This is a genomic window from Streptomyces sp. NPDC004111 (assembly GCF_042874215.1).
Classification (GTDB): domain Bacteria; phylum Actinomycetota; class Actinomycetes; order Streptomycetales; family Streptomycetaceae; genus Streptomyces.
In genome coordinates, this window is sequence record NZ_JBIAMU010000010.1 from 265,097 (window position 1) to 286,338 (window position 21,242).

General features: G+C 72.4%; 17 protein-coding genes. 7 read left to right on the forward strand and 10 right to left on the reverse strand.

What is annotated here, in order from left to right; genetic code table 11:
* Positions 1 to 10: 10 nt before the first annotated feature.
* Both ACFYVL_RS21380 and ACFYVL_RS21385 read left to right on the forward strand, forming a co-directional pair.
* Entirely contained in the window at positions 11 to 1,639 is a 1,629-nt protein-coding gene (locus ACFYVL_RS21380) for an amidohydrolase (RefSeq protein ID WP_389247027.1), read from the forward strand.
* Positions 1,636 to 2,778, forward strand: a complete 1,143-nt coding sequence (locus ACFYVL_RS21385) for a C45 family autoproteolytic acyltransferase/hydolase (protein WP_389247029.1) — start codon at positions 1,636 to 1,638, stop codon at positions 2,776 to 2,778. The genes ACFYVL_RS21380 and ACFYVL_RS21385 overlap by 4 nt, the downstream gene beginning before the upstream one ends.
* A gap of 84 nt (positions 2,779 to 2,862) precedes the next feature.
* Here ACFYVL_RS21385 and ACFYVL_RS21390 read toward each other — a convergent pair whose 3' ends face one another.
* The gene (locus ACFYVL_RS21390; protein WP_389247031.1) at positions 2,863 to 4,494 is read right to left on the reverse strand and encodes an amidohydrolase; all 1,632 of its coding nucleotides are present in this window, start codon (positions 4,492 to 4,494) and stop codon (positions 2,863 to 2,865) included.
* Positions 4,495 to 4,753: 259 nt separating this feature from the next.
* Between ACFYVL_RS21390 and ACFYVL_RS21395 the strand changes: the two genes are divergently transcribed.
* Positions 4,754 to 5,380, forward strand: coding sequence for a TetR/AcrR family transcriptional regulator C-terminal domain-containing protein (locus ACFYVL_RS21395; protein WP_389247033.1), 627 nt, complete (start codon positions 4,754 to 4,756; stop codon positions 5,378 to 5,380).
* Between the two features lie 125 nt (positions 5,381 to 5,505).
* A complete protein-coding gene (locus tag ACFYVL_RS21400; RefSeq protein ID WP_389247035.1) occupies positions 5,506 to 6,516 on the forward strand; it encodes an ElyC/SanA/YdcF family protein in 1,011 nt (336 codons plus the stop codon).
* A gap of 100 nt (positions 6,517 to 6,616) precedes the next feature.
* Here the strand turns inward: ACFYVL_RS21400 and ACFYVL_RS21405 are convergent, their stop codons facing one another.
* Positions 6,617 to 7,012, reverse strand: a complete 396-nt coding sequence (locus tag ACFYVL_RS21405; RefSeq protein ID WP_389247037.1) for a RidA family protein — start codon at positions 7,010 to 7,012, stop codon at positions 6,617 to 6,619.
* Between the two features lie 148 nt (positions 7,013 to 7,160).
* On the opposite strand from ACFYVL_RS21405, the gene ACFYVL_RS21410 reads away from it, so the two are divergent.
* Positions 7,161 to 8,189 carry a helix-turn-helix transcriptional regulator gene (locus ACFYVL_RS21410; RefSeq protein WP_389247039.1) on the forward strand — a complete coding sequence of 343 codons (1,029 nt, stop codon included), beginning with the start codon at positions 7,161 to 7,163 and terminating at the stop codon, positions 8,187 to 8,189.
* On the opposite strand, the gene ACFYVL_RS21415 is transcribed toward ACFYVL_RS21410, so the two are convergent.
* The 5 genes from ACFYVL_RS21415 to ACFYVL_RS21435 all read right to left on the reverse strand — a co-directional run bounded on the left by ACFYVL_RS21415 (position 8,186) and on the right by ACFYVL_RS21435 (position 12,336).
* Complete coding sequence (locus ACFYVL_RS21415; protein WP_389247133.1) at positions 8,186 to 9,295, reverse strand: sensor histidine kinase; 1,110 nt, start codon at positions 9,293 to 9,295, stop codon at positions 8,186 to 8,188. The two genes, ACFYVL_RS21410 and ACFYVL_RS21415, sit on opposite strands and share 4 nt — an antisense overlap.
* Positions 9,288 to 10,031: a response regulator transcription factor gene (locus ACFYVL_RS21420; RefSeq protein ID WP_389247041.1), complete on the reverse strand. Its 744-nt coding sequence runs from the start codon at positions 10,029 to 10,031 to the stop codon at positions 9,288 to 9,290. The genes ACFYVL_RS21415 and ACFYVL_RS21420 overlap by 8 nt, the downstream gene beginning before the upstream one ends.
* Before the next feature lie 120 nt (positions 10,032 to 10,151).
* Complete coding sequence (locus ACFYVL_RS21425) at positions 10,152 to 10,658, reverse strand: NUDIX hydrolase (protein WP_389247043.1); 507 nt, start codon at positions 10,656 to 10,658, stop codon at positions 10,152 to 10,154.
* A 55-nt stretch (positions 10,659 to 10,713) separates the two neighbouring features.
* A complete protein-coding gene (locus ACFYVL_RS21430; RefSeq protein ID WP_389247045.1) occupies positions 10,714 to 10,998 on the reverse strand; it encodes a hypothetical protein in 285 nt (94 codons plus the stop codon).
* A 171-nt stretch (positions 10,999 to 11,169) separates the two neighbouring features.
* The gene (locus ACFYVL_RS21435; RefSeq protein WP_389247047.1) at positions 11,170 to 12,336 is read right to left on the reverse strand and encodes a Dyp-type peroxidase; all 1,167 of its coding nucleotides are present in this window, start codon (positions 12,334 to 12,336) and stop codon (positions 11,170 to 11,172) included.
* A gap of 328 nt (positions 12,337 to 12,664) precedes the next feature.
* On the opposite strand from ACFYVL_RS21435, the gene ACFYVL_RS21440 reads away from it, so the two are divergent.
* Positions 12,665 to 13,738: a right-handed parallel beta-helix repeat-containing protein gene (locus ACFYVL_RS21440; protein WP_389247049.1), complete on the forward strand. Its 1,074-nt coding sequence runs from the start codon at positions 12,665 to 12,667 to the stop codon at positions 13,736 to 13,738.
* Positions 13,739 to 13,741: 3 nt separating this feature from the next.
* On the opposite strand, the gene ACFYVL_RS21445 is transcribed toward ACFYVL_RS21440, so the two are convergent.
* Positions 13,742 to 14,617: a hypothetical protein gene (locus ACFYVL_RS21445; protein ID WP_389247051.1), complete on the reverse strand. Its 876-nt coding sequence runs from the start codon at positions 14,615 to 14,617 to the stop codon at positions 13,742 to 13,744.
* Between the two features lie 228 nt (positions 14,618 to 14,845).
* Positions 14,846 to 17,413 (reverse strand): SdrD B-like domain-containing protein, encoded by a 2,568-nt coding sequence (locus tag ACFYVL_RS21450; RefSeq protein WP_389247052.1) that lies wholly within the window; start codon positions 17,411 to 17,413, stop codon positions 14,846 to 14,848.
* Positions 17,414 to 17,851: 438 nt separating this feature from the next.
* Here ACFYVL_RS21450 and ACFYVL_RS21455 point away from each other — a divergent pair, with 438 nt between their 5' ends.
* Positions 17,852 to 18,679, forward strand: coding sequence for a L,D-transpeptidase (locus ACFYVL_RS21455; RefSeq protein ID WP_389247055.1), 828 nt, complete (start codon positions 17,852 to 17,854; stop codon positions 18,677 to 18,679).
* 146 nt (positions 18,680 to 18,825) lie between these two features.
* Here ACFYVL_RS21455 and ACFYVL_RS21460 read toward each other — a convergent pair whose 3' ends face one another.
* Entirely contained in the window at positions 18,826 to 21,189 is a 2,364-nt protein-coding gene (locus ACFYVL_RS21460; RefSeq protein ID WP_389247057.1) for an SH3 domain-containing protein, read from the reverse strand.
* Positions 21,190 to 21,242 lie beyond the last annotated feature (53 nt).

The window sequence follows — 21,242 nt, forward strand, 5'->3', positions numbered from 1 at the left end:
AGGAACCACCATGCACGCCGACCTCATCGTGCGAGCCGCACGGATCGAGAACTTCGACCCCGGCCCCGACCCGTACCCCGCCACCTCGGTGGCCGTCCGCGACGGCCGGATCGTCGCCGTCGGCGGCGACCGCGTCCTGGACGACTGGGCGGGACCCGCCACCCAAGTGCTCGACTTCCCCGGTGCGACCGTCACCCCGGGGCTCACCGACTCCCACGCCCACCCGGTGTGGGGCGCCATCGAGGTCGCCACCGGACTCGACCTCGGCGGGGCGGCCACCCTCGACGAGGTGTGCGCACGCATCGCCGGCCGGATCGCGGAACGCGGCACCAGCGCCTGGGTGACCGGCTACGACCTCGACCTCAACGTGTTCGACGGGGCACCCACCGGCGACCCGCTGGAACGGCGCTTCCCCGGGGTACCGGTCTCCCTCATGACCAGCGACGCCCACTCCCTGGTGGTCAGCCCCGCCGTCGTCCAGCAGATCGGCCTCACCGGCAGGGAGACCTTCGACGACGCCTCCGAGATCGTCGTCGGCCCCGACGGCAGTCCCTCCGGCTTCGTCCTGGAACTCCAGGCCATGGACCTGGTCCTCGCCCACTACCCCGAGGTGCCGCTGCCGGCCGCCGCCGGGCACGTCGAGCGGCAACTGCGCGAGTTCGCCGCCACCGGCCTGACCGGACTGCACGCACTGGACTTCACCGCACCCTCCGAGGACGTCTACCGGCTGATCGAGAAGGACGGCGACCTGCCGCTGCGGATCCGCTGCTCCCCGCTCGTGCCCGCCGACTCGGGACGCGACGTGTGGGAGGAGGTCGTCGCCCAGCAGCGGCTCGCCGGGCGCCGCTGGCACGTCGCGGGCGCCAAGTTCATGCTGGACGGCACCGCCGACAACGGCTCCGCGTGGTTCGAGCACCCCGATGTGCACGGCCAGAACCGCAAACCGCTGTGGACGAACGTGGACCGCTACCGCGAGGCCGTCCGCTTCTTCACCGCGCACGACGTCCCCACCGCCACCCACGCCATCGGCGACCTGGCCGTACGCACCGCACTCGACGTGATCGAGGAGGCGGGCCACCCCGCGTCGGGGCCGCACCGCATCGAGCACATCGAGTCCATCCCCGACGCCCTCGTGCCGCGCTTCGCCGCACTCGGCGTCCCCGCCGGGCTCCAGCCCGTCCACGCCACCCGCATGACCAGGGCCGACCAGAGCGACAACTGGTCCCGGCGGATCGGCCCGCAGCGCGCCGCGCGCGGCTGGCGCACCCGTGACCTGCTGGACCACGGGGCCGTCGTGGCACTCGGCTCCGACTGGCCCATCGGGATCGGCGACCCGCGGATCGCGCTGGCCGACGCCCAGCTGCGGCGCCCCGTCGGCCGTCCCGACCTCGCGCCCGTACAGCCCGGCCAGGGCATCACCGCACGGGAGGCCTACGCCGGAATGACCCGGGCCCCGGCAATCGCCGCGGGCGCCGCCGAACGGCTCGGCCGGATCGCCCCGGGCCATCTCGCCGACCTCACCGTGTTCGCCCGCAACCCCCTCGACCTCACCCCCGAAGAGCAGGCCGCCAACCCCGTGCTCGGCACGGTCGTCGACGGCGGCTTCATCCCCCGCACCCCCCAGGAGCACGCCTCATGACCGCCATTCCGCCCTCCGGCCAGGACGCCCGGCCCGCCGACGCAGCGCCCTACGCCCGCCCCGCGACCCGCCTGCGGGTGAGCGTCGACGACGCCGACCCGCGCCGGCGCGGCCGGGCCCGGGGGCAGCGGCTCGCCGACGGGCTGCCCGGCGCCCTGGACGCGTACGACCGGCTCTTCGCCCTCGCGGAGATCCCGCAGGAGACCGTGCGCGAGGACGCCGAGCGGGCTCTCGACGCCGTCGGCGCCTTCCGCCCGGGGCTGCGCGAACAGATCGAGGGCATCGCCGAGGGGGCCGGCATCGACACCTGGCGGATCGGCGCGCTCAACGCCCGCACCGAGATCCTGGCCCGCAGCCGGGCCGTACCGCCCGGCGAGTGCTCCACCCTGGTCCGACGGCTGCGCACGGCCGACGGCGGCAGCACCCACGTCGGCGTGCAGACCTGGGACTGGCACGTCGAACTCAGCTCCTCCTGGCACACCGTCGACAGCGCGGGCGGCGCACACCGCTACACCGGCATCACCGAGCACGGCATCCTCGCCAAGATCGGCGTGAACAGCGCGGGACTGGCCCTGCACTTCAACATCCTCGGCCACCGCGACGACCGGATCGGCGGCATCCCGGTGCACGTCCTGGCCGCGCTCGTCCTCGAAGAGGCCGAGAGCACCGCCCACGCGCGGGAGATCCTGAACGAGGCCCCCCTCACCTCGTCCGGCTCCTTCACCCTCTTCGACGAGCACAGCGCACTGCTCCTCGACCTCAGCCCGGAGGGGATCTTCGAGGTGCCCGAAGTGGCCGAGGGCACCCATCTGCGCACCAACCACTTCCTCACCGCCACCCCCGCCGCGCACGAGAAGACGTGGCTGTACCAGCCGGACTCCGGCGAGCGCTACGACTTCCTGCGCGAGCGGATCGCGCGCGAGCCCGTCGAGCGCGCCGACGAGCTGATCGAGCGGCTGGTCACCGGGGCGGGGGAGCCGCCGGTGACCTGCGTACCCGACCTGGGCGCCGCACCGGGACAGCGCTGGGCGAGCCTGGCCACGGTCGTGCTCGACCCGGCGGCCCGCACCGCCAGGGTGCTCGACGGCACCCCCGCCGAGCGCACCACCCGCCCCTGGGTCACCCTGCGCAGCGCCTGACCCGCGCCCCGCGCCCGGAACTCCCGCGGGCGCGGGACGCGCGGCCCCGGAGCACCTCACCGCGCTCCGGGGCACGGGCCGGGCTCAGCCCCGGTGAACGACAGTCCCGCCGGTCATCGTCAGCACGACCGGCGCCGTGGCCAGCTCGTCGGCGGGCGCGGCTACCGGGTCGACGGCGAACGCCGTGAGGTCGGCCCGCAGGCCCGGCGCCACCCGGCCCGCCTCGTCCTGCTCGCCCACCGCACGCGCGGCGTGCGACGTGTACCCCTCCAGCGCCATCAGCCCGGTCAGCGACTGCCCGGCCGTGACCGGCTCGACCTCGGGCCGGCCGGGCAGCCGGCGCAGCCGCGCGGTGGCGAGCACCTCGCGCGGGTCGAAGTCCGCGATCGGCCAGTCCGAGCCGAGTACCAGCGTCGCGCCCGCGTCCCGCAGGTCACGGCAGCGCCAGGCACGGCCGGCCCGCTCCTCGCCCACCCGCCGCGACCACTCGTCCGTGTGGTCGGCGCGGGTGAACGCCAGGTGGGACGGCTGCATCGACGCCGCGACGCCGAGCCGGGCGAAGCGCGGCAACTGGCTGCCCGGCACCGTCTCGATGTGCTCGATCCGGTGCAGGGGCCGCAGCGCAGGGTCGTCGAGGAGCTCCACCGTGTCGAGCACGTGCCGTACGGCCGCGTCCCCGATCGCGTGCGTGGCGGTGCGCACCCCGGCGCGGGCCAGATGGTGGACGGCGCGGGTGTACGCGGCCGGGTCCGGCCAGAACGCCTCGGTGCCCTGCCCGTGGCAGTCGGCGTGCTCCAGCCAGGCGGTACCGCCCTCGATGGTGCCGTCCATGAAGAACTTCACGCCGCCCACCCGCCAGCGCCGCCCGTGCGCGCGCTGCAGTTCCACGAGGTGGTCGAGGCCCGCAGCGTCCGTGCCCGGCATGCACCAGGGCGAGATCCGCAGCCGAACCGGCAGCTCGCCGCTCTCCTCGATGTCCGCCAGGAGGCCCAGCACGTCGGGCTCCTCAAGGTCCATGACATGGGCGCCGGTGAGCCCGGTGGCTGCCATGTCGCGCAGCACGCCGAGCAGCCGCTCCCGGCGCACGGCCTCGCTCTCGCGCGGAAGTACGGCGTCCATCAGGCTCATCGCGGCGAACTCCACGAGGTGCCCGGTGGGCCGTCCGTCCGCGTCGCAGACCACCTGCGCCCGCTGCTCGAAACGGTGCGGCCCCTCGATCCCGGCGGCGGCCAGCGCGGGGCCGCTGACCAGGGCGGAGTGCGCGTCGTAGAGCCGGATGAAGGCGGGCACACCGGCGAGCGCCCGGTCGATCAGCTCGTGGTGGACGGGCCGGCCGCCGAAGGCGTTGTGGTCCAGGCCGTGGGCGACGACCCAGTCGCCGGGCCGCGCGGCGCGGGCCGCGCCGGCCAGGGCGGTGCGCAGCCCGTCGAGGTCCTGGCAGGCGGAGAGGTCGAGCCCGGCGGCCGTCGTCACCCCGAGGTACGGGTGGCTGTGCCCGTCGACCAGACCGGGAAAGAGGGTGGCCCCGGCCAGGTCGATGACCTCGGTGCGGGCGCCCCGCCAGTTCCGTACGTCCGCCTCGTCACCCACGGCGACGATGCGGCCGTCCTTGACGGCGACGGCCTCCGCCCACGGCCGCTCGGGGTCGAGAGTGCGGACACGGGCGCCGACCAGGAGGGTGTCGGCGGCGGGGAAGGTCTCGGTGGGGTGTGACACGAGTGCGTTCCTTGCGTCGGGGGTGGTGACAGGAGGGTGGTGCAGGAGGGGCGTGGGAGGGCAGCCGGGCAGGGAGGGGAGGGCGCGGGCAGGCGGGCGGGCGAACAGGCAGGGGTGCGGCGGCAGGGAGACGGCCAGGGACTTCCGGGGTCGGGAGGACGGCGCCGGACAGGGGCGCCAAAACCTAAACCGTTTCGGTTTAGGTAATGTAGACGCCCGACGTAGGATCCGGGAAGACCTCACGTCAGGAGAAGGCAATATGGGGCGGCCGAAAAAGGCCCTGCTCGACCGGACGCGCATCGGCCGTACGGCCCTCGAACTCGTCGACGAGACGGGCGACTTCACCGTCCCCGAGGTCGCGCGCCGGCTCGGGGTGCAGACCGCTTCGGTGTACCATCACGTGGAGGGCCGGGCGGGCGTGATCGAACTGCTCCGGGAGCAGGTCGTCGCGGGGCTGGACGCCGGAACGCTCGCCACGGGCCCCTGGGACGTCGCCCTGGAGGTGTGGGCCCGCTCCTACCGGGCGGCCTTCGCGGCCCACCCCCGGGCCATCGCCATGCTGATGACCTCGCCGGTGCGCGCCGTGCGGGTGATCGAGCACTACGAGCGGGTGGTGAGCCTGCTCGGGGAGGCGGGGTTCGCGCCCGCGGCGGTCATGCCGATCGTCACCGGACTCGACAACATCGTCCTCGGCTCCGCCCTGGACATGTCCGCCCCCGAGGTCATGTGGATCGTCGGTGAGGAGTCCAGGGCCCCGCGGCTGGCCGAGGCCCAGGCGGCGACCGGACCGGACCGCGCGGACCTGGCCTTCGACCTCACGCTCGCGGGCTTCCTGGCGCACTGCCGGGAACTGCTCGCGTCGAAGGGGCGGGCGGCGGAGGCCTGACGGGTGGGTGCGGGGGTGGCTGCGGGTGCGGGTGCGGGCCGTACGGGGCGCGACGTTCGCCTCGGTCGGTGTCATTTCGGACAAGGGGTTCAATCGTAGCTATCAAGGGCAATTAGGATTCCCTGATGTTCGCCTACGCCCTTGCCCTCCTCTTCTTCGTCCTCTTCTGCTACCGCGTGCGGCAGGACCCCAGACGCTTCCGCAACGCCGTGCTGCTCGGGCTCAGCGTGGCATTCGCGCTCCCCGCCCTGGTGGGCACGCTCGCCGGCAGCCCTTCACCGCTCGTCTCCGTACCGGCCACCCTGGCCCTGCTCCTGTGCGGCCTGGGCATCCTCGTGCTGCCCTGCCTGCTGGTCGCCAACGGCGTCACCATGGTCCGCAAGGAGGGCCGCAGCCTGGGCAATCTGCTCTCCCTCCTGGCAGGACTGACCGCGTTCGGGCTGATCGCGCTGCTGGTCGTGGCGGTGCGCACCGAGTCGTGGCTGCTGACCGCCTTCGCCGTCGTCGCCCTCTCCGTCGCCGCGTACGTCTCCTTCCTCTTCCTCTGCTTCGTCGGCTACGGATTCCTCTACGGCCGCCAGAAGGTGCGTGAGGACCTCGACTACGTGGTGGTGCTCGGGTCCGGACTGCTCGGCGGGCGCCGGGTGTCGCCCCTGCTGGCAAGCCGGCTGGACCGGGGACGCGCGGTGTACGACGCCCAGGCCGAACGGGGCGGGACCGCCCCGGTGCTCGTCCTCTCGGGCGGGCAGGGGCCGGACGAGGAGATCCCCGAGGCGCACGCCATGGCGGACTACCTGGCCGAGCGCGGCGTACCGGGGGAGAGCCTGGTCCGCGAGGACAAGTCCCGTACCACCGAGGAGAACCTGCGGTTCAGCAGGGCGATCATGGAGGAGGCGAAGCCCGACTACCGCTGCCTGATCGTGACCAACAACTTCCACGCCTTCCGTGCCGCGATGTTCGCCCGGGGCCAGGGCGTGCGGGGACAGGTGGTCGGCTCGCCCACCGCCCGCTACTTCTGGCCGAGCGCCACACTGCGGGAGTTCGTCGCCGTCTTCGTCCACTACGGGAAGGTCAACTTCTCCGTCTGCGGAGCCCTGGTGGCACTCGGCACGCTCGCCGTCCTGGCGAGCCGCTGACCGCCCGCCGGCCAGGGGTGCACCGCGAGGGCGGCAGAGAGGGGCCGGCGACGGCGCGGCGCCGCCCCCGGCCCCTCAAGGACACGGCGCCCCCGGTGCCTCAGGACACCGCGGTCCCCTCCAGTTCGACCAGTTGGCCGGGGATCGCCAGCCGCACGACTCCGAGCATCGTGGTCGCCGGGGCAACCCCGGCGGCACCCAGCCGGGCCGCCAGCGTGCCGTAGTGCGCCATGAGCAGATCGACGTCGGTGGTGAAGACGTTGAGCCGGACGAGGTTCGCCAGTGTCATCCCGGCCTCGGCCAGCACGGCCTCCAGATTGTCGACGGTGAGGGCGAGTTGGGCCGCCATGTCGCCCTCGTGCAGGGGCTTGCCCTCGCCGTCCACCGCGGTCTGACCGGAGCAGTGGAGGGTCCGGGTCTGCCCGGTCACCAGCTCGCCCTGGTTGAAGCCCAGCGGCACCGACCACTTCACCGGGTTGACCGCAGTCCGTTGCATCGCCACGTCGATTCCATTCGTTCGCTGGGGAGTTGTGAGGTGCGCGCGCCCGCCCGCAGGCCCGGAGGCCGCCGGCTTCGGCGTCGCGTGAACGAGCCTCCCAACAATTCATGACACCCTCGGTCAGGTATTTGCCTAGACTTCGCGCATGCGCGCCGACCGGCTGGTTTCCCTCGTGCTGCTGCTCCGTCGGCACGGCCGGATGACCGCCGACACGCTGGCCCGCGAGCTGGAGGTGTCCACCCGCACCGTGCTGCGCGACATCGAGGCGCTGTCCGCCGCCGGGGTGCCGGTGCACGCCGAGCGCGGGCGGCACGGCGGGTTCGCGCTCCTGCCCGGCTTCCGGACCGAGCTGACCGGGCTGAACCACGACGAGGCCCTCGCCGTACTGACCGCCGGATCCGCGCGCGCGGAGCAGGCGTTCGGCCTCGGCTCCGCACTCGCCTCGGCGATGCGCAAGGTCGTGGACGCACTGCCCGAGGGCCACCGGGCCACCGCCAGCGACGCCGCCCAGCGCTTCCTCGTCGACCCGGAGAGCGACCTGCTCTCGCGGCGGCTCGTGACCGACCAGGTGCCCGCCACCACCATGGCGGTGGTGCGGCGCACGGTGCTCGCCGGACACAAGCTGCGCATCCACTACGAGGCCGTGGGCCGGGCGCCGGACTGGCGCACCGTGGACCCGGTCGGCCTGGTCACCGTGCGCGACCGGGCCTACCTGCTGGCCACGAGAGCGGGCCAGGACCGCACCTACCGGCTGTCGCGGGTACTGGCCGCCGAGGAACTTCCCGAGCCGGCCCAGCGCCCGAACCGGGTGGATCTGGACCGCATCTGGCGGGAGCGCTCCGCCCGCTTCCTCTCCGGCAGCGACCACCTCACCGTGCTGGTCCGCCTAGACCCGGTCCGGCGGGAGGAACTGCTTGACACCGCGCTCGCCGTCCGCGCGGAGGAGCCCGGGGCGGACGGATGGCTGCGCCTGGAGGTGACCTACCAGGACGCGCGGCACGCCGCCTGGTCGCTGTGGCAGCTCGGTACGGACGCGGAGGCGCTGGCCCCGCAGTCCCTGCGCGACTCCCTGCGCGCGCGGGCCCGCACGCTCGCCGAACGGTACGAGGACCGCCCGGCCCCGGCCCCGGGCGGCGACGGCCGCCCCGGTCAGGCCCGGGACGGCGACGGCTAGCCCGGCCCGGCCAGAGGAGGCGACGGCGGTTGCCCCGTGGGCAGTGACACCGTGACGCGGATGCCGCCGTCCGGGCGCGGAACGAGGGTCAGGGTGCCGTCGTGGGCCTGGGCGATGGTCTTGACGATCGCCAGCCCGAGACCGACGCCCGCGTGGTCGGTGTGGATGCGTTCGGTCCCGCGCCGGAACGGCTCGGTGAGGGTCGCCAGCCGCTCGGGGGACAGCCGCTCACCGGTGTTCTCCACGCTCAGGACCGCGTCCCCGGCCCGGGTGCCGGTGGTGACCCGTACCGTGCCCTTCTCCGGCAGGTTGTGGACGATCGCGTTGTGCACGAGGTTCGTCGTCAACTGCAGCAGGAGCGCCGGGGAGCCGACGGCGGGAGTGATCTCGCCGGTGGTCTCGACGGTGACTCCGTTGCGTTCCGCGAGGGGCAGGAGCGACTCGGTGGCCTCCTCCGCGAGCAGCGACAGGTCGACGGGCTCCCTGGCGAAGGACCGCTGGTCGGCGCGGCTGAGCAGGAGCAGCGCCTCGGTGAGGTCGATGGCCCGGGTGTTGACGGTGCGCAGCCGGTCGATGAGTTCGCCGGTGTCGTGGCCGGGGTCCGTGCGGGCCCAGTCGAGCAGGGTCTTGGAGATCGCGAGCGGGGTGCGCAGCTCGTGCGAGGCGTTGGCCGCGAACCGCTTCTGCTCGGCGACGTGCGCCTCCAGCCGTACGAGCATGGCGTCGAAGGCGTCGGCCAGCTCGCGGAACTCGTCCTGACGGCCCGGTAGCCGGATGCGGTGGGACAGCGCGCCGTCGCCGACGGTACGGGTGGCCTGGGTGATGCGGGTCAGCGGGGAGAGCATCCGGCCCGCCAGGACCCAGCCGCCCAGCAGGCCGAACACCAACAGGAACGCCATCACGGAGGCCGCCGCCGGGGCGAACGTGCCGAACAGCAACTGCCGGTTGGGGTTCTGGTGCAGCATCCGCCGGTCCCAGTCGTCGGGAACGTAGTCCAGCAGGAACACCCACACGGCGCCGAGCAGCAGGGCGCCGGCCAGCATCAGGAACCCGGCGTAGCTGAGGGTGAGCTTGACCCGGACGCTCAGCCCGGGGCGCCTAGCCACGGAGTTCACGGCCCGCTCCACCGGGCCCCCGGTCGCCGTCCGGGTCGCTCGGGCCGTCCTGGCCGGGGGTCCCCGGCGGTACGTCGATGCGGTAGCCGACACCCGCGAGCGTGGCGATGATCCAGGGTTCGCCGAGCCGTTTGCGCAGGGCCGAGACGGTGATGCGTACGGCGTTGGTGAACGGGTCGGCGTTCTCGTCCCAGGCGCGCCCCAGCAGTTCCTCGGCGCTCACCACACCGCCCTCCGCCGCCACGAGCACTTCGAGCACGGCGAACTGCTTCCTGGTCAGCGCCACATACCGGCCGTCCCGGTAGACCTCTCTGCGGAACGGGTCCAGCCGCAGCCCCGCGATCTCCCGCACGGGGGGCCGGCTGTGGGCCCGCCTGCGGTCCAGCGCCCGCAGCCGCAGCACCAGCTCGCGGAGCTCGAAGGGCTTCGTGAGGTAGTCGTCGGCGCCGAGCTCGAACCCGGAGGCCTTGTCGTCGAGCCGGTCGGCCGCGGTGAGCATGAGGATCGGCATACCGCTGCCGGACGCGACGATGCGCCGGGCGATCTCGTCCCCGGAGGGCCCCGGAATGTCGCGGTCGAGGACGGCGATGTCGTAGGAGTTGATGCTCAGGAGTTCCAGAGCGGTGTCGCCGTCACCCGCGATGTCGGCGGCGATCGCCTCCATGCGCAGACCATTGCGGATGGCTTCGGCCAGAAAGGGCTCGTCCTCGACGATCAGAACACGCATACCGTCGATGCTACGAACCGGCGCCTATCGTCCGCGTATCAAAATCCCCGCCCGCACGCTCCCCGCCCGCACGCTCCCCGCCCGCACGATCCGCGTCCGCACGCTCCCCGTCGCCCCGGATCAGCCCGCGGAGCCCCGCTGCCGGAGCGCCCGGTAGCGGTCGTAGGCCTCGCGGGCGTCGGGCACGAACTCCTCGTGGCGGACCAGTGCCGCCAGCTCGGGCTCGGTGAGCCACGCGTGCCAGCCGATCTCCTCGGGGTCGGGATCGACGGGTCCGGTCACCACGACCTCGTGCAGGCCGAGCCAGTACGGGCTGATCACTCCCTCGCACCGGAACTTGAACACGAACCGCGGGCTCGCCCGCACCCCCAGCTCCTCCGCCAGCTCCCGGGCGGCGGCCCGCTCGTAGGTCTCCCCGGCGTCGACCCCACCGCCCAGCATCCAGTTGAACTGGCCCGCGAAGCGCGGTGCGCCGGCCGGACGGCGGTGCACGAGGGTCCGGCCCTCCTCGTCGCGGCACACGATCGTGGCGATGCGGTGCAGCCACCGACGGCGCTGCGCCTCCCGCCGGGAGACGGCACCCAGCACCTCGTCCTGTTCGTCGACCCGGTCGACCAGTTCGTCCATGGGGCACACGATGCCACTGCCGCTCCGCGGCCCCTTCGGCGGACCCGTGGGCGTGCTACCGCACGGTCCCCTTCCCCACGCACAAGTAGCCGCCCTTTCCGCCGGCGTTCCGTTCGACGCGGTTCGGAGGAAGGCAACGCACCCAGACGGTGCGGTAGCGCGCGTTCTCCTCGATCAGCTGGCGTTCGTCGGGGGACGCCCGGGAATAGCGGTCGTAGGCGTCGTCGGAGAGGGCGGCGATCTCGGGGCTGGGGCACTGGGCGAGGGCGGGCGCCGCCGCCCCCAAGGAACCGGCCGCCGCACACAGCAGCAGGGCGAGGGAGATACGGAAGCGGGACATACGGCTCCTGGGTCGGAATGCGGGCGGGACGGGCATCGTGCCACCGCGCTGCTCCCGCCGCCGGGCGAAGCGCCCCGCGCGGCCCCGTGGTGCGCACGGCTTCACTCGAACAGTCGCGGCACCGGGGCGCGGGGAGAGCCCCCCGAGCGAGTCGCCGACGCCGTGTCCCCGTCAGGTCTCGAAGAGCGCGTCGCCCAGTCCGCCCGTCGGCCCCGGGCCCGGCAGCACGTACGCCAGGGCCGAGCCCCGGTGCTCCACGAAGCGCGAGAGGGCGTCCTTCACCGCGAGCCGCTCCTGCACCCGTACGAAGAGCGCCGGGTCGTTCATGCAGGCGAGGAAGAGCAGACCGCGGTCCTGGGGCCCGTTGTCGTAGCTGTAGCCGCGCCGCAGCATGCGCGCCCCCCGGTCCAGCCGGGAGTGGGCCTGCCGTACGTGGGCGTCGACCGGCAGGACGTACCGCCCCTCCGGGGACTTGTCGAAGAGGTCGACCTCCCGGTGCTCCTCGTGGTGGCCCAGGGGCGCTCCCTCGGCCCGCGTGCGTCCGATCACCGCTTCCTGACGGCGTGTCGGCAGCGCTTCGAACGCCGGAGTGTCCATGTGGATACGGCGGACCACGAGATAGGTGCCGTTCTCGTCCGGGCCCTCACCCACCCACACCCACCGTTCGGACTCCGTGTGCGTGGGGTTGATCGTGCCGTCCTTGAACCCGAAGAGGTTGCGGGGAGTCTCGCCCGGCCGGTGCGGGGGCAGGTGTCCGGGCTGGCTCCAGCGGGCACGCAGCACGCCCGCGGCGAGCCGGGTGAGCTTCTGCCCCGCGGAGGCGACCGCGGTGGCGCTGTCGCCGCAGACCTGCACCAGCACGTCGCCGCCGCACCTCCGCGGCTGGAGCCGGTCCCCGGGGAAGGCGGGCAGCTCCGCCAGCAACGCCGGTGCGCGCACACCGAGCAGGGCCGGTGTCCGGGGGCCGATGCCCACGGTCACCGTGACCGGGGAGGCGCCCGCGACGGCCGGTGCAGCGCTCCGGCCGTCCCGCTCATCCCTGCGGCCGTAGGCCGTCCACTCCGCGAACAGCCGGCGCAGCCGGTGCGCGCCCGGCCCCCCGCGCAGGCCCGGATCCAGGTCGAAGGCCAGCACGCGAACGCGAAGCGGCGGAGGGTCGACCACGCCGGACTGCCGGAACGGGGAGGGGGCGGGCGAGCGTTCCGCGTCCGGCTGGGCGGGGCCGGTCCCGACGGAGGGGCGCCGCCCGGCCGCAGAGCAACCGGTGACGACGGTGGCGGCCGTGCCGGTGAGCAGAGTGCGCCGCGCCGGGCCGAATTCGGAGAGGGTCTCTGGCATCTCGTTCCGTGCATCGAAGAGAAAGGGGAAACGTGAAACGGAGATCAATGCGCAGGACGGTACACCTGTCCTCATGCACATCCCGGCAACATCTCCCCGTATCCGAAGCGTTCTCGCCGTCGCAGGGCGCGTCACCCTTTTGCTCGCCCTGCTCACCGGGGCTTCCGCATGCGCCGAACCCCCCTCCGTACGACCCGCCCCCGGTGCCGACGGGCATTCCGTGATTCGCGTTCCGCAGAACGCTCCGTCAATTCAGCAGGCTGTTGATTTCGCTCGTCCGGGTGACCTGGTACTGGTCTCTTCGGGTATTTACCGGGAAAGCGTGGTGATGAAGACGGAGCGTGTCGTGCTGCGCGGCGTCGACCGGAACAAGGTCGTCGTCGACGGAGAGTTCCGGCGCGGAAACGGCATCACGGTGACGGGAGCGCAGTCCGTGGTGGAGAACCTCACGGTCCGCAACCACCTGGTCAACGGGGTGCTCTTCACCGGTGTGACGGACAGTCAGCTCCAGGCCCGGGGCGCGGGCGGCGCCGGGTACAGCCCGCTGGACACGGCGAAGTTCCCGCCCCTGAAGGGCTTCCGTGCCTCCTATGTGACCGCGCACAACAACGCCCTGTACGGCATCTACGCGTTCGACGCCAAGGACGGCGTCATCGAGAACTCCTACGCGTCCGGCCACGCCGATTCCGGCATCTACGTCGGCCAGTGCCGCCCGTGCTCCACCGTCGTCCGGCACAACACCGTCGAGCACAACGCCGTAGGCCTGGAAGTCACGAACGCCTCGGAGAACCTCTACTTCCTCGCGAACACCGTGCACCGCAACCGGGTCGGCGTCACCGCCAACTCCAACGACCTGGAAGCCCTCGGACCCCAGCACGCCGCCGTCTTCACCGGAAACCGGATCACCGACAACAACGACGACCAGGGGCCCGAGCAGGCCGAGGGCGGCTTCGGCATCGGCGTCGGAGTCGGCGGCGGACTGCGCAACACCTTCGAGCGCAACCTGGTCACCGGCAACCGCAGCGCGGGCATCGTCCTCCAGGATCTCCAGGGCTACCCCGTGCGGGACAACGTGGTCCGGGGCAACCGGGTGCACGGCAACGGCGTCGACCTCGTGCTCAACGCGGCAGGTTCGGCAGGCAACTGCTTCGCGGGCAACGCCGAACGGACCGTCAGCCCCGCCGGGCTGACCGGGGCCGGCGGCTGCGGCGCCGCACCGGAGCGGGCGCTCGCCGCCAAGGGCCGCGGCGCCGGTGTGCGGGTGCCGCCCGGCGTCTCCTTCCGGAGCGCCCCGAAGCCCGCGGCCCAGCCGCAGGCCCCCGGTGCTCCGAACAGGCCGGCGCTGCCGGCCGTGGGCCTGCCGGGCAAGGTGCGCGTCGAGGACGTACCCCTGCCCGGCTGAGCCTCAGCGCCCCTGGGGCGTCCCGCTCGTCCGGCCGGCCCGCCCGCCCCACGGCTGATGCGGCACCGCCGTTCGGACCGTGGGGCCGAAGTCGATCCGGGACTGCGTTTCGGAACCTGCGGGACGGATCTCCACCCGGCCCAGTCCTCCCTGCTCACTGATCCAGTAGGTCAGGGGGGAGCGCGCCTGCGCCGGCCGGGCGGACCCGCCGGGCGAGGCCCCCGCCGCGCCCGACGGGGTGCCCCCGGGGGCGGCGCCGGAGCCCTTGCGCACCGCGTCCCTGCGGTCGGCCGTGGGGCGGGGGCCGGAGTACAGGCTGTAGGTGTCCCCGTCGCGCTCGCCCCGGCCGAGGTACTGGGCGCCGTGCTGGGCGATGAGCTGCGGGTTGTCCGGGCGGTTGGTGCCCAGCCCCATGGCGACGCGCAGCACGAGGTCCAGCGGGTCGCCGCCGAAGGTGCGGGGGGACCAGGCACGGGGCTTCAGCTTCGCGGCCGCCGCGGCGGCTTCGGCTCCGCCTGCGGCCTTTCCCTTCGCGACGGCCAGCCCGCCGGCGTCCCAGGCGACCAGTCCCCGCGCGGCGGCGGTCGAGTAGGCGCCCACGGCGCGGTGGGCCCGGTAGTCGATCACCGCCCGCACCTCGACCGTGTCGTCGCCCATGGGAGCCCTCGCCACCACCTCCAGCGGGCTCTTCTCGTACAGCTCGAACCGGGACACGGCCATCTGCTCGGCCTGCCCGGTGGTCACCGGGTGGGGCGTGTCCGCGTCGTTCCCGGGCAGGCACAGGAGTGCGGCAAGTGCCCCAGCGCCGAGTCCCAGGGCGGTGAACAGCAGTCCTCGGTGCCGTGGCCGTCGGGGCAGAACAGAGATGGCGCTACGCATGAGTGATTCCCTTCCGGCGGCCGTCGCTCACACCGCGGACGGTCTTCCGCCGGGCGGTGAGTTTGCTAGTGATCGTCATCGGCGCGGTGGACGCGGGGAGACGCCGCGCGCAGGGGGTCACTCGAACAGCCCCGACGAACTCCGGACGGCGCACCGACGCGCCGGCGGCCCCCCTCTGTGCCAGAGGGAGGCCGCCGGGCGATGCTCCGGAAGTCCGGAGCCGCGGAACTACTTCTTCTTCTTTTCCTCTTCCTTGGGCTTGTTCTTCAGGGTGACGCGCACCGGGTTCTTCTCACAGTTGCGGTCGGTCACCTTGAGCGGGCCGGTGACGGCCCTGTTGCCCACGGGCAGCTCGAAACCTTCCGGAACGGCGGTCTCGACGAGGTAGTAACTGCCGATCTTGATCTTGTCGAAGGTGCACTTGCCCATGGAGTCCGTGGCGCACTCGTCACGGCGCATGTCGCGCTTGGCGCCGGTGCGCTGGAGACCGGCGACGCCGTTCGACTCCTGCCACAGTTGGAAGACCGCGCCCGCGACGGGCTTGCTGTCCTTCGAGCTGATCTTCGACAGGATGATCTGGGTCGGCTTCAGGAAACCGAAGTCGATGTCGTGGTCGTTCTCACCGGCGCCGTCGATCTTGACGTCGGCGGCGGCGAACCGGCCACCGTTCCCGTAGGGCTTGCCCTTGGAGTCGACCATCATGTTGCCGTCCTTGCCGAACTGGGTGGGCTCGTAGCCCTCCAGCACGCCGCCGGCGGCGTAGTCGGCGGGGTTGTCCATCCGCACGAAGTACTTGCGGCCGTAGACCCAGTCGGCCTCGGCGACGTTCTTGACCAGCGTGGAGTCGAAGTAGTACTCGCCCCGGGCGTTGGTCTTCGTCGTGCCGATCTTCTTGTTGTCCTTGTCGTACAGGTTCACGGTCGCGCCCACCACGGGCTTCTCGTCCGGGTCCTGGATGCCGTTCTTCTGGCGCTTGCCGTTGTCGTACCAGACGCGGTTGCCGATCTGGAACGGGGCCTCGTCACAGAGGACCTCAAGGTCGGCCATGCCGCCGCCCTTGCCCCAGATGTCGGTGAGCTGGTTGCCGGCCTGGGCGTTGCCCTCACGGCTGCCGTCACGGTTCACGTGCATCGTGCCCGCGTTGTACAGCGCGCCGACGACGTCGATGCCCGAAGAGGCGATGGAGTCCTCGACCTTGGACAGCGCGATGCCCGAGAACGCCGCCTCCTGGTGGTAGCCGGTCCGGTAGTCGCCCGGGTAGAACTCCTTGACGTCGGCGGACTGGCCGCCGTTCGGCTGGGTCGCCGCGTTGTTCGTGCAGCCGCCGTTGCCGTCGAGCTTGAACTTGCCGTCCGCGCCCTTGCACGCCCGGTTCAGGTCACCGCCCATGGTGGCCTGACCCACCGCGGCGTCGCCGGACCACCGGGGCATGTCCCAGCCGAACTGGTCACCGAAGCGGTCGCGGAAGCCCAGGATCAGCTCGCCGTCGGTGTCCACCACGATGTCGCCCAGGACAGGCTGCGGGTAGGCGGACCGCGCGGCACACCTGGCTCCTGCCTCGGTGCTGGGCCACTCACCCTTCCACGGGAACCAGCCCTTGCCGGCGCAGTTGGCCGTGAAGGTGTCGGCGATACCGCGGGGGAAGTCGAGCTTCTCGTCCATGACCGTGCCGGTGAAGGCGCTGGTCTTGGGGTTGAACGTGTGGATGACGGCCCGCATGTCGGCCTTGTCCTGGGTCGACTCCGCCGAGCAGACACCGCCGACGTAGACGGTGCCGTCCTGCACGCCCAGACCGAACGGACGCCAGTCGTCGCCACAGCCCGGGTTCGGGATGGTGTACGAGCCCTTCGGCGCGGCGGCCGTCTTCTGCGTGGCGTCGTAGCGGTAGAGCTTCTTGTCGTTCAGGTTGACGACGTAGAGGTCCTTGCCGTCCTCGGAGACCTCGACGTCGCCCAGCGACTCCTTGGTCACCGTCGGGGCGAAGGCGACGTCCATGTCCGGGCGGGACATGTCGTGCGCCGTGTCGCCCACGTTGGGGACCGTGGTGAACAGGCTGGTCTGCTCGCTCTGCCGGTCCGTCAGGTAGATCGCGCCGGGGCCGCCGGGACCGTACTTCGAACCGCGCTTGGCGAGCGCGCCGGAGAAGACCCACTTCTTCTGCTTGCTCCACCCGATGCCGTACAGGGCACCCGTGGTGGCCTTGTCCGACAGATTCGTGGTCTGGTTGTCGACGCCGCGCGCGTCGTACGGGAAGCCCACGAGCGTCCGGCGGGTGTCCGGGTCGTTGAACCCCTCGACGTCCTTGCCGATGCAGGCAGTGAGCAGCTCGGCGTTCTTCTGGCAGTAGTCGGCCGGATTCCAGAACGAGGTGGTGACCTCGGCGTCCTGGCCGCCCTTGAGGTCGACGAACTCCACGTTCGACGACAGCACGGTCGGGTCGCTCAGGTCGTCCTTCGGCGAGGCGAACCCGGGGAACATCACGCCCGGCTTCGGGTTCTTGACCTCGACGCGGTACTTGCCACCGCGCAGCTGCGCACCCGGCGCCAGGGTGACCGTGCCGTCGGCCGCGGTCTTCCCGGTGATGCTGCGGCCGTCCGCGTCCGTCAGGACCACGGTGACCCCGCCCAGGCCGGGCTCCAGCACCTGGTCCCACTTGCCGTTCGCGTTGACCTCACGCACGACACGGATCTTCGCGCTGCCGTCACCGGCGTCCGCCGAGGCCGACTGCACGCTGAGCACGGCACCCGAAGCCATGACGGGCAGCACCACACTCAGCGCACCGACCCTGCGGGTCACCTGTCTCCCGCGAAGTGCGGCAGGAATGAACGTTGGCAAGACATCTCCCAGTCCTCGTCTTCGTCCGTCAACCACATAGCCAACGGGCATTGAGCAGACCCAGAAGAACTCAAAGTTCTGTAAAGGGCACGGCTGAACACCCCACATGGAGGTGGAATTGCTCCAGACGGCTCCACTTCTTTATCAGGTGAGGATCGGGTGAGCAGATTCCCTTCCTTGTCCTTTCAGGAGGAGAGAGAGGGGGTGCTGCCTGATGCGGTATCAGTGAATGGCCCTGCCGGTGGGTTTGGGATTCGTATACGGCCCGAATCGCGCGAAAGGCATAACTCGCTCCGGAGGCCGTTGTCATGCACGTGGCCCAACTCCGGTTGGTCGCCGGTGACGGCCCGGGATATCCCTGAGGGAACCGCCCCGGCCGTCGCCTCCCTGGAGTACAAGTTGACGCGTGACCACTCGTCGCCGCACCGGACCACGGGCGCAGCCCTGGCCCTCCTCGGGCTCGTACTGACGACAGCACTCCCCGCTGCCGCCGCCCACGCCGCTCCTGCCGGTCCGCCGGCGCCTGCCGTACGGTCGGCGGCGGGCTGCACGGCGAGCACCGGGCCCTACCAGTGGCAGCTGGAGAAGAAGTTGAAGCTGCGCCAGGACGGCCGGATGTCCGCCACCGACTGCGCAGCCATCAAGAAGCTCCAGACCCGGCTCAAAATCAGCCCGGTGAACGGCGCAGCCGATCTCAAGACCTACCGGATGCTGCTCGTGTACGAGGTGCGCAAGAACCCCAACGCGAAGAAGCGCTGCCCGGCACCGAACTACCGGGTGACGTGCGTGGACCTGTCCCGGCAGATCCTGTGGGTGCAGAAGGGGAAGAAGGTGACGTTCGCGCCGATCCCGATCCGCAGCGGGCGCAAGGGGCTGGAGACGCGTACGGGCTGGCAGCGGATCTACCTCAAGAAGAGGTCGCACTTCTCCACCATCTACGACAACGCGCCCATGCCGTACTCGCAGTTCTTCAACGGCGGCCAAGCCCTGCACGGCACGTACCACGACCTCTTCGAGTCGGGCTCCGGCGGCTGCGTCAACATGTACCTGAAGGACGCCCAACGGCTCTACAAGTACCTCAAGATCGGCGCCCGGCTCTACATCTACGGCCGCAAGCCCGTCCGCGCGGTGGAGACCCCCGACGCACACGACGACCGGCTGATCGCCGAGGCGTTCGGATCCCCGGACATCCCGATCGACTGGACCCCCGACATGCCGCTGAACTGAGGCGGCGTCGGGCGGCGCGGTGGGTGTGTGGGGGTGTGCGTGCGGGCGCGCGTGCGGATGGGACCGGCTGTGGGGAGCCGGCCGGGGCCGTGCGGCAGGCCATCTGGTGACCTGCCGTACGGCCCCGCCGGGGCGCCTGGACCGGCTCAGCGGCAGTAGGGCTCCACGGCTCCCACGTTGCGGGCCCACCCCGCGGCGATCCAGCCGCGGCCGTCGGCGAGCTTGTACCACCGCGGATTGCCCCGCACCTTGTCGGAGTCGACCTTGCAGGTGATGTTGACGATCAGCCCCTGGGGCAGGGAGCCGACCGGCTTGTAACGCAGCCCGGGGCCGCTGCGGACGGACAGCGTGCCGGGGATCACGCGGACGCGGTACGGGCCGGGCTTGGTGTGGTCGTTCCGCCCGTGACCCCCCTCACCCTTGGGCCCCCGCGGACCACGATCCCCCTTCGGCCCGACGGGCCCCCGAGGCCCGGACACCCCCTGCGGCCCGACGGGGCCGCGCGGCCCGGAGGCGCCAGGGGTGCCTTGGTTGCCCTGGGGGCCTTGAGGTCCCTGAGGTCCTTGAGGTCCTTGAGGTCCGGTGGGGCCGGTAGTGCCTGCGGGGCCGGGGTTGCCCTGGGGGCCTTGGGGTCCCTGGGGACCTGTGGGGCCGTCAGCGCCGGTGGGGCCGATGTCGCCGCGGGCGCCCTGAGGCCCCTGGGGGCCTGCGGGTCCGTCTGCTCCGGTGTTGCCCTTCGGTCCTGCGGGTCCGTCTGCTCCGGTGTCGCCCTTGAGCCCTGTCGGGCCGGTCGCGCCGATGTCGCCCTTGTCTCCCTTGGCGCCCTGGGCACCCGGGGTGCCCTGAGGGCCCTGGGGACCTGCGGGTCCGTCCGCTCCGGTGTCGCCCTTCGGTCCTGCGGGTCCGTCGGCTCCCGTGTCGCCCTTCATACCTGTGGGCCCTTGCGCTCCGGTGTCACCCTTCGGCCCTGCGGGACCCTGCGCTCCCGTGTCACCCTTCGGGCCCGCTGCGCCGTCGGCTCCGGTGTCGCCCTTCTGCCCTGCGGGACCGACCGGACCCGCGTCGCCCTTGACGCCCTGGTCACCCTTTGACCCGGCAGGGCCTGCCGCCCCCGTGTCGCCCTTGGGCCCGGCGGGTCCGGCTGCGCCGGTGTCTCCCTTGGGTCCGGTGGGGCCAGTGGCGCCGGGGTCGCCCTTCGGTCCGGCAGGGCCAACCGAGCCCGTGTCTCCCTTGGCCCCCACAGGGCCGGCGGCGCCCGTGTCGCCCTTGGCCCCGGTGGGGCCGGCGGCGCCCGGGTCGCCCTTCGGTCCGGCGGGGCCCGCCGCTCCCGGTGCACCGGCCTGTCCTGTCGCGCCCGTCGGGCCCTGGCTGCCGGTGTCGCCCTTGTCGCCTCTGGGGCCGGTGGGGCCGGTCGAACCCGGGTCTCCCTTGTCGCCCTTGGCGCCCGGGTCGCCCTTCGGGCCGGGCGGGCCCTGGCGGGTGATGGCCGGGGTGAAGGTGGACTGGGTGGTGTCCGCCGTGACGGGGCCGTTGTTGGAGGTGTCAGGGTCCGCCGTGGTGGCGTTGACCCAGGCCTGGTTCATCGGCATGTTCTCGGCGGTGGCCGCCATGGTGCCGTTCACCACGACGGTGACCGAGTCCCCGGAGGGGATGGTGGGAACCGGGCAGTCGAGCCGGGTGCCCGCCCCGCCCGTCAGCGCGGTGGTGGTGCAGGGCCCGCCGCCCTGGACGACGGACGCCTGCGGTCCCACGACGGTGGGCGGCATGCGGTCGTGCACCACGACGCCCTCGGAGGGTTCGGGACCCGCGTTGGTCACGGTGATCTGCCAGGCGACGCCACCCCCGGCACTCACCTCCTTGGTGGTCATCCGCTTGCTGATGCGCAGGTCCGCGGCGGGCGGCTGCTGGACGGCCCGTACGTTCGCGAGCAGCGCGCCGCACGCGGCGGAGGACCGCGTCTCGGTGGAGGTGAACTTCAGCGTCGGGTTGGCCGCCGACGCGGTGAAGGTGTACGTGCTGTCCTGCCAGTTGCCGGTGTTGCGGGTGGCCACGCCCAGGGTGGTGTACGGGGTGTCGGCGCCTCCCGTACCGGACACGGTGAACGGCTGGCCGTTGGCCAACTGGGCCGTGCTGCAACCGCTCCAGGTGTTCGGGCTGTTGCCGAAGGTCACGGTGACCCTGGCTCCCTTGGGCACCCCGGTGAGCTGCTGGCTGAGGGTGACCGGCGCGCCGCCGTTGAGGTCGACGGCCTGGAGTCCGTCGGCGCGCTTGGCCATCGCGGCGGAGTAGACCTCCGTGGTGGCTCCCCAGCCGGGGACCGCGCCGCTCGTGAAGCTCTGGTCGCCCGGCGGGACGACGGTGCCCGCGAACGTGCCGTTGACCACCGCAACCGGAAGCGGGTCGGCCGCGTGCGCCGGGGAGAGGCCGCCCGCCTGGAGCGCGACCACGGTGCACGCCAGGGCCAGGGTGCGGCTTCCGGATCGCCGGGCCGTGCTGTTCGGGTCGTGCATGTCGCTCTCCGCTGTCCGGGACGAGGAGTGCTCCGACCGTCGAGCGGTCCGAG

What these genes read in the sequence shown, in the direction of transcription:
- ACFYVL_RS21420 (WP_389247041.1), bottom strand. Translation starts at nt 10,031, where the DNA reads ATGCGTGTTCTGATCGTCGAGGACGAGCCCTTTCTGGCCGAAGCCATC.
- ACFYVL_RS21380 (WP_389247027.1), top strand. Translation starts at nt 11, where the DNA reads ATGCACGCCGACCTCATCGTGCGAGCCGCACGGATCGAGAACTTCGAC.
- ACFYVL_RS21405 (WP_389247037.1), bottom strand. Translation starts at nt 7,012, where the DNA reads ATGCAACGGACTGCGGTCAACCCGGTGAAGTGGTCGGTGCCGCTGGGC.
- ACFYVL_RS21425 (WP_389247043.1), bottom strand. Translation starts at nt 10,658, where the DNA reads ATGGACGAACTGGTCGACCGGGTCGACGAACAGGACGAGGTGCTGGGT.
- ACFYVL_RS21445 (WP_389247051.1), bottom strand. Translation starts at nt 14,617, where the DNA reads ATGCGTAGCGCCATCTCTGTTCTGCCCCGACGGCCACGGCACCGAGGA.
- ACFYVL_RS21460 (WP_389247057.1), bottom strand. Translation starts at nt 21,189, where the DNA reads ATGCACGACCCGAACAGCACGGCCCGGCGATCCGGAAGCCGCACCCTG.
- ACFYVL_RS21440 (WP_389247049.1), top strand. Translation starts at nt 12,665, where the DNA reads ATGAAGACGGAGCGTGTCGTGCTGCGCGGCGTCGACCGGAACAAGGTC.
- ACFYVL_RS21430 (WP_389247045.1), bottom strand. Translation starts at nt 10,998, where the DNA reads ATGTCCCGCTTCCGTATCTCCCTCGCCCTGCTGCTGTGTGCGGCGGCC.
- ACFYVL_RS21410 (WP_389247039.1), top strand. Translation starts at nt 7,161, where the DNA reads ATGCGCGCCGACCGGCTGGTTTCCCTCGTGCTGCTGCTCCGTCGGCAC.
- ACFYVL_RS21400 (WP_389247035.1), top strand. Translation starts at nt 5,506, where the DNA reads ATGTTCGCCTACGCCCTTGCCCTCCTCTTCTTCGTCCTCTTCTGCTAC.
- ACFYVL_RS21435 (WP_389247047.1), bottom strand. Translation starts at nt 12,336, where the DNA reads ATGCCAGAGACCCTCTCCGAATTCGGCCCGGCGCGGCGCACTCTGCTC.
- ACFYVL_RS21385 (WP_389247029.1), top strand. Translation starts at nt 1,636, where the DNA reads ATGACCGCCATTCCGCCCTCCGGCCAGGACGCCCGGCCCGCCGACGCA.
- ACFYVL_RS21395 (WP_389247033.1), top strand. Translation starts at nt 4,754, where the DNA reads ATGGGGCGGCCGAAAAAGGCCCTGCTCGACCGGACGCGCATCGGCCGT.